Raw genomic sequence first — 13,220 nt, forward strand, 5'->3', positions numbered from 1 at the left:
TTGGAATTTGCTTTCGGGTATTATTTAATAGAGTATGATACAATCTTCCTGTAAACGTTAACACTGAGCATAGGAGGCTATCGTCATGACAACTGCAAGAGGAAACGTAACTGAATTGAACCTCTTTAGTAAAGAACTAAATGAAGAGATGAAGATGCTGGTTTATTTACCAGCCACATACTCTCCACTTTATAAATATTCCCTTCTCATCGCACAGGATGGTAAAGATTACTTCCAACTTGGACGGATCCCCCGCCTGGCGGATGAACTGCTTTCTAACAGGGAGATTGAAAACATGATCATTGTCGGGGTCCCATACAAGAATGTAGAGGATCGCAGAAGGAAATATCATCCCCACGGTGAAGAAAACGATGCTTATATTCGCTTTCTGGCACATGAATTGGTTCCCTATTTAGATGAGCATTACCCCACCTATCATATGGGGTTGGGTCGTGCCCTTGTAGGCGATTCATTGGGAGCAACGGTGTCGTTGATGACCGCTTTGAAATACCCGAACACATTCGGTAAGGTCCTCCTTCAGTCCCCTTTTGTCAACGAGAAAGTATTGGATGCTGTAAATGAGTTCACACAGCCACATCTTCTTAGCATCTACCATATTATCGGCCTCAAGGAGACCGAGGTGAAAACGACTGACGGAAAGGTAAAGGACTTCTTAAAACCAAACAGACAGCTCCATGAAAAGTTCGATCAAAAGAAATTCTCTTCTTTTTATGATGAATTTGACGGGGACCATACTTGGAAACATTGGCAGCCCGATTTAAAGCGCGCATTAAAAATGATGTTCAGCTGACAAAGATGATTCTAAGCAGGCAAGGGGGCAACCCCTTCCTCTTATGAACTGCACCATTCTGGCTGAATCACTCCGTTCCTCTTTCGTTCGCCCTATATTAAATTTTTGAAAAATTTGCTATACTGTACATATGACAATGATAGTTAAATAGAGGAGGATTGAAGAAAATGAATTATGGTATAGTCATTTTCCCATCGAAAAAGCTTCAAGATATCGCGAACTCTTACAGGAAACGCTATGATCCTCATTATGCATTGGTCCCGCCACATTTGACATTAAAAAACGTCTTTAGTGCAGATGATGATCAAATTAAAGAGATCGCCGGGAAACTTTCCGCGATTTCAAAAAAATACGATCCGTTTCATTTAAAAGTGTATAAAGTCAGTTCTTTTCAGCCTGTAAATAACGTCATTTATTTCAAGGTCGAATCAAAACCTGAGCTGCAAGGGCTTCACGATGATATGCATAAACAGAACTTCATGGGTGACGAGCCGGAATTCGCTTTCGTTCCTCACATCACCATCGCCCAGAAGCTTTCCAATGATGAACACTCGGATATTTTCGGATCACTTAGTATGCTCGGAATCGATCATGAGGAAACAATCGATCGTTTTCACTTGCTGTATCAGTTAGAAAACGGATCCTGGACCGTTTACGAAACATTCCGTTTAGGAAAGGAAGAGTAAACGTGGAAGTCCAAGTTGCCAAGACTGAAGAACAGATCCAAGATGTTTTCAATGTTCGAAAGACGGTTTTTGTCTTAGAACAACAAGTTCCCCTCGAAGAAGAGATCGATGAATATGAAAATGACTCGATCCATTTTGTGCTATATGACCAGAACAAAGCTGTTGGTGCGGGGCGTTTTCGTATTCTCGAGGGTATTGGGAAAGTGGAAAGAATCTGCGTACTGAAATCCACCAGGGGGAAAGGAGCAGGGCGTTCATTGATGCTTGCCATTGAGGAATACGCAAAGCAGCAGCCACTGTCTCATTTGAAATTAAACGCTCAAACCTATGCCATCCCATTTTATGAGGGATTGGGCTATGAGGTGGTCTCGGATGAATTCCTGGATGCAGGCATCCCTCATAAAGCCATGAAAAAATCCATTTAAAAAGAACAGGGATCCAGATTTAGGACTGGATACCCTGTTCTTTTTTTGTTTAACGCAATCGTATATTCAGAACATATCTCGTCGATAATGGAAAGGTATATGGAAAGGGGGAGCTCCATGGCAATCAAGTCCATCGCCGTCGAATTAATCGTTGGATATTTCGCTTTGCTCATTTTGACAAAAATCCTGGGAAAAACACAAATCACTCAAATATCAGCCTTTGATTTCATATCCGCATTAATTCTAGGCGAGCTTGTAGGGAACTCCCTTTATGACGGGGAAACAACAGTCTTTCAAATTCTCTCTGCCATTTCGATCTGGGGAAGTTTAATCTTCATTACTGAGTTCTTCACCCAAAAATCAAGACGTTTTAGGCATATGTTAGAAGGGACCCCATCATTAATCATCAACAAAGGGCAAATTAATTACGATCAACTGAAAAAAAATCATCTGGATTTGAACCAGCTTCAGCACTTGTTACGGGCGAAGGATGTATTTGCTATCAGAGAATGTGAATATGCGCTCTTGGAATCAGACGGTACGTTGAGCGTCATTCGAAAGCCTCTTTACGATATGGTACAGAGGCAGGATCTTCAATTGCCATTCAAGTCCGCCACCCTCCCTCTATCATTGATCGTAGATGGAGAAATTGTTCATGATAATTTAACTCTTGCAGGACAGACAGAAACCTGGTTATTGAATGAAATGAAAAAACAAGGCTTCCACTCCTATAATGAAGTGCTTTACGTGGAGTGGGAAGATGGGAAAACCCTTTTTATTCAAGGATATAAAGGGGCTGAATGATCAATTCATTTTCTCGAATTGAAAATGACAGGTGTTTCTTGCGTTCAAGACTTGTAAGGTAGGCTGTAACCGATGTTCTAAAAAGCAGCCACTGCCCCACATTCGCTACTTTGATACCAAGCAGGTCCAAATATCTCTTCATGATGTGATCGAATGTATCTCCGTTGGGGCTTTCATTTACCAACCCTACTAGAGCGTTCATTCTATCTTCGTGAAGTTCCACATTTTCCTTCACGGTTTGAATTATATTTTCTTCGAAGCTCCCATGTCCCGGTATGGCTCCTTTACATGATATGTGAAGGAGTTTTTCTAATGATTCCAATGTTTGGTCCGCATCCACAATAAAGGGAATCACATGCTTCTTTAACGTTTCACTTCCAAAATAACTATCTGCTGCAAATAAAATGTGCTCAACCAAGACTCCTACCTGACTATACGAATGTCCCGGTAAATCTATAACATCAAATGAGAACGGACCTATGCTATTATTTCCCGTACTGAGCTCTTCGTCCACCTCAACTGCCTGTCCTTCAAGGAATTTATTACGCAAATCCTTAATCGGCATCGCACCATTGAATAAATAAATCGGTTCCAGAATGGGATTCTCCATGATGGCTCTTTCCAATTTAGGGGCAAAAACAGGAATGTTGTATTTCTTCTTAAGGTGACGGGCACCGCCGAAATGATCTGTGTGGGCATGGGTGATGATACAATAATCAAGGGGGAGTCTTTCTTCCTCCAATATCCTGATTACTTTCCTCATAGCGGAGTCATCCAATCCGCTGTCAATTAAAAGCCCCTTTTCCTCTTTCACACAATAGCCGATCGTAACGGCACCGGTAAACGCATAGCAATGTTCTGTGTATTTCTGAAGTTTCACGATCATACCTCCATCAAATCTGTTCCCTATACGTATTCGTTAAAGTGTTTTCCTTTTCCTGTTAACTGAGCCAATAAAGTTGATGGGATGGGTGTTTTGAAAGATGCCTGATTTATCGCTGAACGTTGCTGGGAGTGATGATCTTCATATCGAATTTCTGTTTCTCCAGTATTGGTCTGTGATTTATTTTTCAGTGGTTTGATGGGTTGTACGGGGAAATAGCTGAACGGGTGTTTATCAACTTTTATATCTCTTTCCTGATATTGTTTGTACTGATAGTGAGGAATTGGTGCAATGTATCCCATTATTATGACCTCCTTGATTTTATGTACCCCATTTAAGATTTTGAGAAACGTCCGGACGCATCTTTACCTGCCAAACAAGCTACTATTAAAAAGCAGACTGTTTTCCTAAGCATTGTTGCTTTTGAACAAGAGTGAGGATGTTGCTTTCCGCTCCAGGTGCTCGCTTTCCGCGGGGGCACAGACTCAGGTGACAGAGCATTGGCAAGTCCTAGTCTGTGAAAAATAACAACAATCTTTGCGAAAAGAGCAAAAAAAGAAAGAAGAATTAACATAAAATACGTGAGTTCACACTCCTTTATGTCCATTCTTCTTATTTTTGTGAGTATTCTTTTATTTCTTTCCTTTGTTTAACATATTAGAAATGGTACTGAAATCCAACTGCTTCCCGTCATTCACGATCGATTGGACAATTTTATCTTCCATTTCCTTGTTTACAGGTTTATTCGCAATTTTAGATACGCGCTTAATGACGCTTCTTACCGTAGCTTCATCTTTGAAATTTGCATTTTGTAAAGAGTTCGCAAGCTCTAACACTTCGTTCATGTTAACGCCTGTCTTCTTCTCTAAATTCTTGAAAAAGTTATTATTCATTTCCATCACGCCTCCTTTTAACTATAAGCATCATATGTAAGAAACCCAGGAGCGTGAATTAAATATGAAATATTTTTACAACACAAAACAAAAAGACAAAATCCCTCCAACTTGAGGATTCTGCCTTTTGTACCCCTTTCTAACAGAAGCTAGCTCCAACGATAATCAAGAGAATGAAAAGCACAACGATCAAGACAAACGTTGAGCCATATCCGCCTCCGCATCCATAACCACATCCACCGTAGCCATATCCATACATTTAGTATCACCTCTCTTTTACCTTTAGTCTCTTATAACATATGTATATAGAGAGGTTTGCGTATGGGCTTTCTGATAATTTATTGTGTGTTTGTCCAATCAAACAAGTCGAAAGTTAAATTGCCTTCTGCATCTAATTGTGCAAGAAAGATGGATTCCACCTTCAGTTCCCTCTTAGAGATCTCACGAGTTAACCATGGCAAGGGAAATCCTACTTCCGAGAGGGCTTTTTGATCGATTTTCCCGTCCGTGATAACAGCCTGTGGTGGAGTGGATTTTTGTGATATTTCAAATACATCTTCACGTACAAGGGGCTGCTTTTCTTTCTTCAGTAGAACACTTAAATCCCCGTTTGTGTCAAGCGATGCAAATTCTACATCGGCAGCGCGGAACACATCCTTTTTCCGTAATTGTTCAAGTAACTCATCAACGGAATACTTCTCTTTCTTCAAAGCTTTTTCATCGATATTGCCTTCCTTTATGAATACCGTAGGCTTTCCTTCAGCAAACCTTCTAAACCGGATGCTCTTTAATGATAGGAAAGAAAACAGCAGTGGAAATGCAAACCATAATAGGATACTCATCAGCCCTTCACTTAAGGGCAGGCCCAGGTCCATTGATAGAGTTCCAGCAATGCTCCCCACTGTGATTCCTGTAATATATTCGAAAAAGGATAATTTCGAAAGCTGTTTCTTACCTAATAATTTGGTGATGGCAAATAGGGAAAGCAGGATAAATATGCTTCTGAGTGCCACCTGTAAGTATTCAGGCATCTTATTTCACCTCTATCATCCCTTTGGTTTGAACAGGAGAGCTCCAATGAAACCGAATATGATGGCGGAAGAGATACCGGAGCTCGTGACTTCAAACATTCCGGTAAGGACCCCCACCAAGCCATGTTCCTGGGATTCCTGCATAGCCCCGTTTACAAGTGCGTTACCAAAGCTCGTAATGGGAATGGTCGCTCCCGCTCCGGCAAAATCAATCAGGGGCTCGTATAAGCCTAATCCGGAAAGCACTGCACCTGAGACAACCAGCAGACTCAAAGTGTGGGCCGGGGTTAATTTTGCAACATCAAATAATAATTGACCGATCACACAGATGATACCACCTATCGTAAAGGCCCAAAAAAACATCGCTAACACTTTGTTTCCTCCTTTCCATCCCTACAAATACTCAATCGACACCGCATGAGCAATACAAGGGATCGATTCGCCTTGTTGAAATGTCAGGGGTGATAACAATGCCCCAGTCGCAATGACTAAGATGCGTTTATAGGTTCCTTTTTTCATTTCATTCAACAAATGCCCGTAAAGAACGGTAGCAGAACACCCTGGCCCACTTGCTCCTGATTGGACCGGTTGGTTTTCATTGTAAATCAGCATCCCACAATCTTTAAATTGTTGATCCGCCAGTGTGTATCCTTTTTGCTTAAGCATTTCGAAAGCCGTCTTTCTTCCGATTCTGGCAAGATCACCTGTAACGATGAGATCATAATAGGAAGGGTCTCTACCCAGGTCTTGAAAATGACCTGCAATCGTATCAACGGCCGCAGGTGCCATCGCACCTCCCATATTAAACGGGTCTTTCAACCCCATATCCATTACTTTCCCGATAGTTGCAGATGTCACTCTGGGGGTCGGTCCCGTGACTGATGATCCTTCTCCAATTACGGCGAACCCCGCCCCGGTTACGGTCCACTGAGCTGTTGGAGGTTTTTGGCCACCATACTCGGTTGGGTAGCGGAACTGTTTCTCTGTTGCGGAGTTGTGACTGGAAGCCCCTGTAACCACATGATGAGCTCCATGATAGTTGACTAAAAAAGCTGAGAGAGCTAGCCCCTCCATGGAGGTCGAACACGCCCCGAATAATCCGAAATATGGAATGCCATTCGTTCTTGCCGCAAAGCTTGAAGGGGTGATTTGATTAATCAGATCACCCGTCAAGAAAAACTGGACATCACTCTTTTGAAGGGACTGTTTTTCCATTGCAATCTGAACGGCATCTTCAATGAGTGTACGATTGGCTTTTTCGTACGTATCCTGTCCCATCCATACATCATCGTAAAACTGATCGAAGTCAGCCGAGAGGTTTCCTTTTTTCTCAAATGGTCCTCCTACTACTCCTGTAGAAAGGATGGCCGGGTTGGCAGGAAACATCCATGATCTTTTACCTTGCAGCATCAAATCACCCCCAACTGAATCAAAATAGTCTTGATTAACGCAACGACAAAGGCTGAGAATACCCCGAACACTATGACAGATCCTGCCAATTTAAAAATGTTACCACCGACACCGAGGACGAGGCCCTCTGTTCTATGTTCAATGGCAGCGGAGATGACGGCATTCCCGAATCCCGTGACAGGTACAGCACTTCCCGCCCCTCCAAATTGGCCAATATGGTCATATACTCCGAAGCCAGTAAGAAGCATAGCCAGGAACACCATTGTGGCAACTGTTGGATTTCCAGCCGTCTGTTCGGTGAAGTTGAAATAATAGATGTACACATACGTAACCGCCTGCCCGATCAAGCAGATAAAGCCACCGACAAAGAATGCTTTGATAACATTTTTCAGGAGGGGACGCTTCGTTTCATATTGTTTTTCCAACTGTTCATACTTCATCTGTTCGGGTGTTTTTGGTGTTTTCCCCACAAGGCATTCCTCCTACGTTTTTTCCTTCTGAAGCTTAACGATTTCCTGGAACCTGCTTTCAGCATCCTTCTTCGTAATCGACCCATTTTTAAGTTTTTCTTTCAAGCGGATGGTTTCAAGGAAAATTTTATAATCACTGGATAATATAAAATCTTCCCTGGGATATTTATCTTCCAGATAGTCATCCATTTTCTTTTCTATCTTTTTCATTTTGAATCTGTGCAAATGCTTCACTTTGTAAACTACAAGCGTTTCTTCTTTTCCCTGGATGACTGCCACATCATAAAGTTCATCCATTTTGGAGATCTCTCTTTTGATGGCATGACCATAGCTGTCTGTCTCAGGATTGTCCACTAATTCGATGGGCGGTGGATTGGTCTTCTTCATTAGTGCAATCTTGCTGTCGTTTCCATCTTCCTTATTTGCGCATCCGAACAAAACGCATAAAGCAAGTGGAATGATTATTGAGTTCTTGTTCATGCTCTATCCCTCTTTTTTTTGTACTCATCGTTTATTTTTTTCATAAAGTCATTTTTTATGAAAAAAAGACTGCCCAATTTGAGCAGCCTTAGCTTTTTTTCACTTTCGATCCACAACCGCATCCTTTTTTCTTAGTGGATGAGTTTCCTTGCTTCTTTGTATTTGTAGAGGTTTTCTTCACTTTTTTTATCCTCCTTTACCCTGTTTCCCTTTTTAGTATATGTGAAGAAACCCGAGCTTGTTTCCACTAATTACCTAGGTCTTCAATCCGTTTTCCAACTTTGGACGGCAGCTTCTAAAATAGCGGCAATCCCGGCAACGGCTAAAAGTGTGATGAGTGGGTTGAAATATAGAGGAAAGAAGAAGAAACCTCCATAAAGAAAGCATGAAACCCAGATTCCCGTACACCAGTAACACGATAATAACTCACCGATAAAACCCTTCACTCCTCCTTTTTTAGGTGTAAGATAGATCGCTTCCTCCCCATTCTCTTCCACTTCCGTATATTCATCAAAGAACGGGGCTCTTATAAATTCGGTGATTTTGTCTAAGACAATCAGATGGGTTAGCCGAAAGACGGCTAATCCAAGGGCAATCAGTTCAATCAATGTAAGCTGCAATGGAAAGACTCCCTTCACATTTCAAATTATACAAGCCCAAATTTCCAAAAGAGGGCAGATGTCCGTTACCTAATTGCCTACATCACAATATGTTAGTAATGTAAATGAAATTCATTTTAAGGAGGAACTTCTATATGGGTTGCGGAAGAGATAAAGACAGTTCAAAAAATCGTGGTTGCGTATGTCAAGCCGTCCGTGCTATTAAAGATATTCAAGACGTAGCAAATGAAGAGTGTAACGATTGTAAAAATGATTGTTTCCTTGAGCCACTTGGTTCAATGGTGAGTCCAAGTAATCGTTTAAATACTCGTATCTTCAAGTTATATCTGAAAAACGGTGAGACTTTTAAAGCGCACATCAAAGGATGCCCTTGGAAATCACCATTTTTCCGGGTAAAAGAAGTATTCGATAACTGTTGTGCAACGCTTCAAGTATTAAAGCCTGACTACGCTGATAGCACTGGTTCTAGATCAGGTTCTGGATCAGGTTCTGACATGGAGACCATGGGCAATAATACTGAATGGGTATTCACTGGAGAATGTATCACAGTTGATCTGGATTGCTTCTGTGCGATTCAATGCATCAAAGACGTACACGTATTCTTAGAATGCGAAGACTGATCATCACGTTTCATATGAAATAAGCCAGCCGGGTACCCCGCCTGGCTCCTTTTTTTATTGCAGTCCGATCATCTTAATGGATCTCACTTCATTCTTCTTCATTTCCACTTCTTCACCTTGAAAGCTTCTGATGGTAATGTGATCCTCATCGTCTTGTAATATGACGCCTTTCACTGATTGATGACCATCAGAAAACTCACATGGAAACGGCACTTTTCCGTTAATGCTCGCAGAAATATAATCTAATTTCTCATCAATGGACAGTTCCCTGAACGGTCTTAGTTTTCTAAAGGTGGAAGCGGCCGTTTTACGTTCTGGAGGCTGAGAGACCGAGTGTGCTTCATTCACTTCAGATACTTCTAAACCATCTGTATGATGGATGTGTACCTCCTCGTCAAGGTATTTCTCTTCACGTCTGTCTAGTTGTTCTTCCGGTGCAGTTAGTTTATTAGTGGTTAATGAGTGTTTATTCTCTGGTTGAATTTGAGGCTTTTGTTTCTTGGGTGTGCGATAGGTCACCTGCATATTCCCTTTTACTTCGTCTAATCTTGGCTGGTTTATATATAGCAAAGGTTCTTTCCCCGCTTTTTTCTCTGTTCTCACTGAGACACCTCCTAATTGTTCTCCACTTTTATATGTATGCAGAAAGCGCCCAGGGGTTTCATTTTCATGTGAATTTTACAACTTTTGAAGGTATGACGCCATAAAAAAATGGCAGCGGGAATGAATCCCGCCACCATTTCTTACATTACCCTAATACATGATAGCCTGAATCTACATGAAGGTTCTCTCCCGTGATGCCCCTTGAGTAATCACTGAATAGGAACACTGCGGTATCTCCGACTTCTTCCTGCGTTGTATTTCGGCGAAGTGGAGCACGCTCTTCGATTTCTTTCAGGATGCTGTTGAAGTCCCCTACACCTTTTGCAGACAGCGTACGAATCGGTCCCGCTGAGATGGCATTTACCCGGATACCATGTTTCCCAAGGTCGCTGGCCAGATACTTCACACTCGCTTCAAGAGACGCCTTTGCTACACCCATGACATTATAGTTCTGCATGACTCTCTCACCGCCGAGGTACGTCATACTAACGATGCTGCCACCTTCAGTCATAAGATCCTTTGCCACTTTAGCAACCGCCGTCAAGGAATATGAACTGATGTTGTGAGCAAGCAGAAAGCCGTCCCTTGTTGTATTCATATAATCGCCTGCAAGCTCTTCCTTGTTAGCAAATGCGATACAGTGCGCAAGGCCGTGAATCACACCCACTTCTTCTTTAATGGTGGCAAAGCATTTCTCAATGTCAGCATCACTCGTTACATCACATGGCAGAACGAGTGAATTCTCTCCGCCTTCAAGTGTTTCGGCAAGATCTCTGACCCCCTTTTCAAAGCGCTCGCCAGCATATGTAAATATTAAACGTGCACCGGATTGATGCAGAGAACGGGCAATTCCCCATGCAATACTACGCTTATTCGCAACTCCCATGACAACATATGTTTTTCCTTTTAATGAAAGAGTCATTATTATCCTCCTAATTAATACATGTTATTAGTACCTACTACTAATTCTAACTCAATCCCAGGCAAAAGAAAAGAAGAAACCTATCGTATTCTCCTTTTTACATTCTCAATCTGTTGTAGATGTCTCTGTTCATGCTTACCTAGAAGTTCCAGCACCTGCCAGATCGGCATCTCCCCAAAGCGGTGATGGTTCATAGATTGATGTTTTAATTTCTCTTTAGAATAGTTCTCAAGAAACTGCGTAGTGAGAGAACGAGAATCATCCAATGATTTTAATAAATCTTCCTTGTTTTGTTGACTTGAGGGAGGCTCGATCGGTGCCTTTAATTTTTGAGAAGGATCATCAAAAACGGATAAATCTACATCTGTACCGCTCCTTCCAGACGGTCTTTTTGCAGATTCCAGTGCCAATGTCAAAAAGCGTGTTTCCGCACCTGCGAGATGAAGTACGATTTGAGCGATGCTCCACTCCTCTTTTGAAGGCTTTTGGTTCAGTTCAACATAAGATAAATCCTCAAGACTTTTCTTTACATTATCCCGGATTTCTACTATTTTCTTTTCCCACATAGACCATTCCTCCTTATTTATTTCTTCTCTTATTAATTAGGTGATATAAGACATAACTCCTCTTTAAAGTAAAACTTCCCAAGAAAAAAGTTTCTTGGGAAGTGTGTAGCCTTATTAGCAGTATTCACAGAATTCAAGTTCTCGTTTGAGTTCATCTACATATTCTTTTGAGCCCGTGACAATCAGGCGGTCATTCATGTGAAGCTCGGTATCTCCATGAGGTACGATGGAATCCTTTCCTCTAAAGATCCGGACAAAGATGACATCTCCGGTGAATGGGAACTTCCGAAGGGTCATGCCTTCAAATTGGCTGTTTAACATCCGGATCTCATAAAGGGATGTTTCCTGATTTGTCAGGATACTCATGACGGATGGTGACTCAATGAGCGCCCTTAATAAAGCTTTGGTTGATAAGAATACGGAATACACTTCAATATCCTGATCACGCAGGCTTTCATGGAGGTCCGGACTTTCAACCCTTACAATGACCCTGCCTACACCATATTCTTTTGCCGTGACGGCGAGGGTAGCATTCAACTCTTCATCACCAGTGGAAATCACAAGGATATCCGACTCGAAAATATTCTTATCTTCCAAAGTCTCTAATTCATAATCATCGATCTCATTGATCGTAAACAGGGAATCAGCGATACTTCGATCTGATTTATCCTGTTTGGTATGATATAGAACCGGCTCATACAAGGAGGATTGAAGCTCTCTTGATACCGGCATGGTTAACTGATTGGCACCAAGGAATGTAATTTTCAGCTTCTTCTCTTTTGCACTTTCCCTCGGGAAAAGCTTTTTGAAAATGATCGGTGTGATGATACATGTGATTACAGCCACTAAAATGAGGGTACCACTCATCTGAGCTGTAATAATCTCGATCCTTTCAGCGATTTTGGCAGCAGCAATCACCAATGATAAGGTTGATGTAAGGAGAAATGCTGAAGCAATTGTGGTTTTCGTATCATACCAGTACCTCAATAGGTAGACAGGGATGATCTTTGAAACCAGGAATGCCAGAACCAATAATGGAATGAGTAAGAGCATTTTCTTATCACTGAGCAGGGACCCGAGATCCAACTCGACGCCAATCATGACGAAGAAGATCGGAATGAGGAACCCGTAACCAAATGAGTCAAGCTTGTGAACCATTTCCTGATTTGGAGCAAGCAGTGAAACCAGTACACCTGCAAGGAATGCCCCCAGGATATTTTCCGCCCCTACCGTCTCAGAAACCGCCACCAGTAAGATGATCAGTGTAAAGACGGCTCGTGTTCCGATTTGAACGGTTCCTGTCGACAAACTCTTGATGAAAGGATTGTTCTTCAACCTCTTCGCAAGGAAATATAACAGGAGTCCTACCCCGAACAATATCAGAAGGAGCCACATATTCCCATGTCCTTCTCCGTAAAGAGAAACGAACACAGCAAGTAGAATCATGGTCACAAGATCTGCAATGACCGCTACAAGCAGGATGATTTGCCCGATGGCACTTTTCATGATATGGGCTTCTTTGAGTGTTGGTACTACGACTCCAAGGGAAATCGTTGAAATGATCAACGTCATCAAGAACGCGTTATCGATGAGACCGAATAAGACAAATACATACGACAGACCAAGGGATACGAAGAATATTCCGATGAAAATAATGATCGCTAATTTCAGTCGATTCGGCTCTTCTTTACCACTCGGTAAAAGCTCTTTCTTCTTTTTCCCACCGGAAAAAGCGGTGAAATCTATTTCAAGTCCGCTTAAGAACATGAGGAAGATAAACCCTAGGGTAGATAATGTCTCAAGCCACATGTCCTGATGAACGAGATTAAATCCACTCTTCCCTATTACCAACCCCATAATAATTTCCGCAATAACGACCGGGATGAAATTCAACTTGAATCGATGCAGTAAAATGGGAGTTAAAAAAGCTACAAGAATAACAATGACAAGTGATGCAACGGATGCATGTTGTTCCATTCATTCCTCCCCCTCTTCT

19 protein-coding genes are annotated in these 13,220 nt (G+C 41.9%); 5 read left to right on the top strand and 14 right to left on the bottom strand.

What is annotated here, in order from left to right; all coding sequences use genetic code 11:
• Positions 1-85 precede the first annotated feature (85 nt).
• The 4 genes from ACIGG7_RS12150 to ACIGG7_RS12165 all read left to right on the top strand — a co-directional run bounded on the left by ACIGG7_RS12150 (position 86) and on the right by ACIGG7_RS12165 (position 2,726).
• Positions 86-811 carry an alpha/beta hydrolase gene (locus ACIGG7_RS12150; protein ID WP_224941504.1) on the top strand — a complete coding sequence of 242 codons (726 nt, stop codon included), beginning with the start codon at positions 86-88 and terminating at the stop codon, positions 809-811.
• A gap of 167 nt (positions 812-978) precedes the next feature.
• Positions 979-1,497 (top strand): YjcG family protein, encoded by a 519-nt coding sequence (locus tag ACIGG7_RS12155; RefSeq protein ID WP_224941505.1) that lies wholly within the window; start codon positions 979-981, stop codon positions 1,495-1,497.
• A gap of 2 nt (positions 1,498-1,499) precedes the next feature.
• Positions 1,500-1,922, top strand: a complete 423-nt coding sequence (locus tag ACIGG7_RS12160) for a GNAT family N-acetyltransferase (protein WP_397549899.1) — start codon at positions 1,500-1,502, stop codon at positions 1,920-1,922.
• 117 nt (positions 1,923-2,039) lie between these two features.
• Positions 2,040-2,726, top strand: coding sequence for a DUF421 domain-containing protein (locus tag ACIGG7_RS12165; protein WP_397549900.1), 687 nt, complete (start codon positions 2,040-2,042; stop codon positions 2,724-2,726).
• On the opposite strand, the gene ACIGG7_RS12170 is transcribed toward ACIGG7_RS12165, so the two are convergent.
• The 10 genes from ACIGG7_RS12170 to ACIGG7_RS12215 form a co-directional block, all read right to left on the bottom strand.
• Entirely contained in the window at positions 2,698-3,606 is a 909-nt protein-coding gene (locus ACIGG7_RS12170) for an MBL fold metallo-hydrolase (protein WP_397549901.1), read from the bottom strand. The genes ACIGG7_RS12165 and ACIGG7_RS12170 overlap by 29 nt on opposite strands.
• A gap of 26 nt (positions 3,607-3,632) precedes the next feature.
• Positions 3,633-3,911, bottom strand: coding sequence for a hypothetical protein (locus ACIGG7_RS12175; RefSeq protein WP_224941509.1), 279 nt, complete (start codon positions 3,909-3,911; stop codon positions 3,633-3,635).
• Between the two features lie 330 nt (positions 3,912-4,241).
• On the bottom strand, positions 4,242-4,502 hold the full coding sequence (spoVIF, locus tag ACIGG7_RS12180; protein ID WP_219169420.1) for a sporulation-specific transcription regulator SpoVIF: 261 nt from the start codon (positions 4,500-4,502) through the stop codon (positions 4,242-4,244).
• Between the two features lie 139 nt (positions 4,503-4,641).
• Positions 4,642-4,761: a YjcZ family sporulation protein gene (locus ACIGG7_RS12185; protein ID WP_224941510.1), complete on the bottom strand. Its 120-nt coding sequence runs from the start codon at positions 4,759-4,761 to the stop codon at positions 4,642-4,644.
• A gap of 79 nt (positions 4,762-4,840) precedes the next feature.
• On the bottom strand, positions 4,841-5,533 hold the full coding sequence (locus tag ACIGG7_RS12190) for a DUF421 domain-containing protein (RefSeq protein ID WP_397549902.1): 693 nt from the start codon (positions 5,531-5,533) through the stop codon (positions 4,841-4,843).
• A gap of 15 nt (positions 5,534-5,548) precedes the next feature.
• Positions 5,549-5,905 (bottom strand): stage V sporulation protein AE, encoded by a 357-nt coding sequence (spoVAE, locus tag ACIGG7_RS12195; RefSeq protein WP_224941512.1) that lies wholly within the window; start codon positions 5,903-5,905, stop codon positions 5,549-5,551.
• Positions 5,906-5,926: 21 nt separating this feature from the next.
• Positions 5,927-6,943 (bottom strand): stage V sporulation protein AD, encoded by a 1,017-nt coding sequence (gene spoVAD, locus ACIGG7_RS12200; RefSeq protein ID WP_397549903.1) that lies wholly within the window; start codon positions 6,941-6,943, stop codon positions 5,927-5,929.
• Positions 6,943-7,413 carry a stage V sporulation protein AC gene (gene spoVAC / locus ACIGG7_RS12205; RefSeq protein WP_224941514.1) on the bottom strand — a complete coding sequence of 157 codons (471 nt, stop codon included), beginning with the start codon at positions 7,411-7,413 and terminating at the stop codon, positions 6,943-6,945. Before spoVAC ends, spoVAD begins: the two co-directional genes overlap by 1 nt.
• 12 nt (positions 7,414-7,425) lie before the next feature.
• Positions 7,426-7,893 carry a sporulation protein gene (locus ACIGG7_RS12210; protein WP_397549904.1) on the bottom strand — a complete coding sequence of 156 codons (468 nt, stop codon included), beginning with the start codon at positions 7,891-7,893 and terminating at the stop codon, positions 7,426-7,428.
• 263 nt (positions 7,894-8,156) lie between these two features.
• Positions 8,157-8,513 (bottom strand): DUF1360 domain-containing protein, encoded by a 357-nt coding sequence (locus ACIGG7_RS12215; protein WP_224941516.1) that lies wholly within the window; start codon positions 8,511-8,513, stop codon positions 8,157-8,159.
• 134 nt (positions 8,514-8,647) lie between these two features.
• On the opposite strand from ACIGG7_RS12215, the gene ACIGG7_RS12220 reads away from it, so the two are divergent.
• Entirely contained in the window at positions 8,648-9,133 is a 486-nt protein-coding gene (locus tag ACIGG7_RS12220) for a CotY/CotZ family spore coat protein (protein ID WP_224941517.1), read from the top strand.
• Positions 9,134-9,187: 54 nt separating this feature from the next.
• Here the strand turns inward: ACIGG7_RS12220 and ACIGG7_RS12225 are convergent, their stop codons facing one another.
• The 4 genes from ACIGG7_RS12225 to ACIGG7_RS12240 form a co-directional block, all read right to left on the bottom strand.
• Positions 9,188-9,736 (bottom strand): CotO family spore coat protein, encoded by a 549-nt coding sequence (locus tag ACIGG7_RS12225; protein WP_397549905.1) that lies wholly within the window; start codon positions 9,734-9,736, stop codon positions 9,188-9,190.
• Positions 9,737-9,881: 145 nt separating this feature from the next.
• Positions 9,882-10,658, bottom strand: coding sequence for an enoyl-ACP reductase FabI (gene fabI / locus ACIGG7_RS12230; RefSeq protein WP_224941519.1), 777 nt, complete (start codon positions 10,656-10,658; stop codon positions 9,882-9,884).
• 80 nt (positions 10,659-10,738) lie between these two features.
• On the bottom strand, positions 10,739-11,224 hold the full coding sequence (locus ACIGG7_RS12235) for a DinB family protein (protein WP_397549906.1): 486 nt from the start codon (positions 11,222-11,224) through the stop codon (positions 10,739-10,741).
• 114 nt (positions 11,225-11,338) lie between these two features.
• On the bottom strand, positions 11,339-13,201 hold the full coding sequence (locus tag ACIGG7_RS12240) for a monovalent cation:proton antiporter family protein (RefSeq protein WP_224941521.1): 1,863 nt from the start codon (positions 13,199-13,201) through the stop codon (positions 11,339-11,341).
• Positions 13,202-13,220: the final 19 nt, after the last annotated feature.

The organism is Rossellomorea sp. NPDC077527, assembly GCF_044542955.1.
Taxonomy (GTDB): domain Bacteria; phylum Bacillota; class Bacilli; order Bacillales; family Bacillaceae_B; genus Rossellomorea; species Rossellomorea aquimaris_E.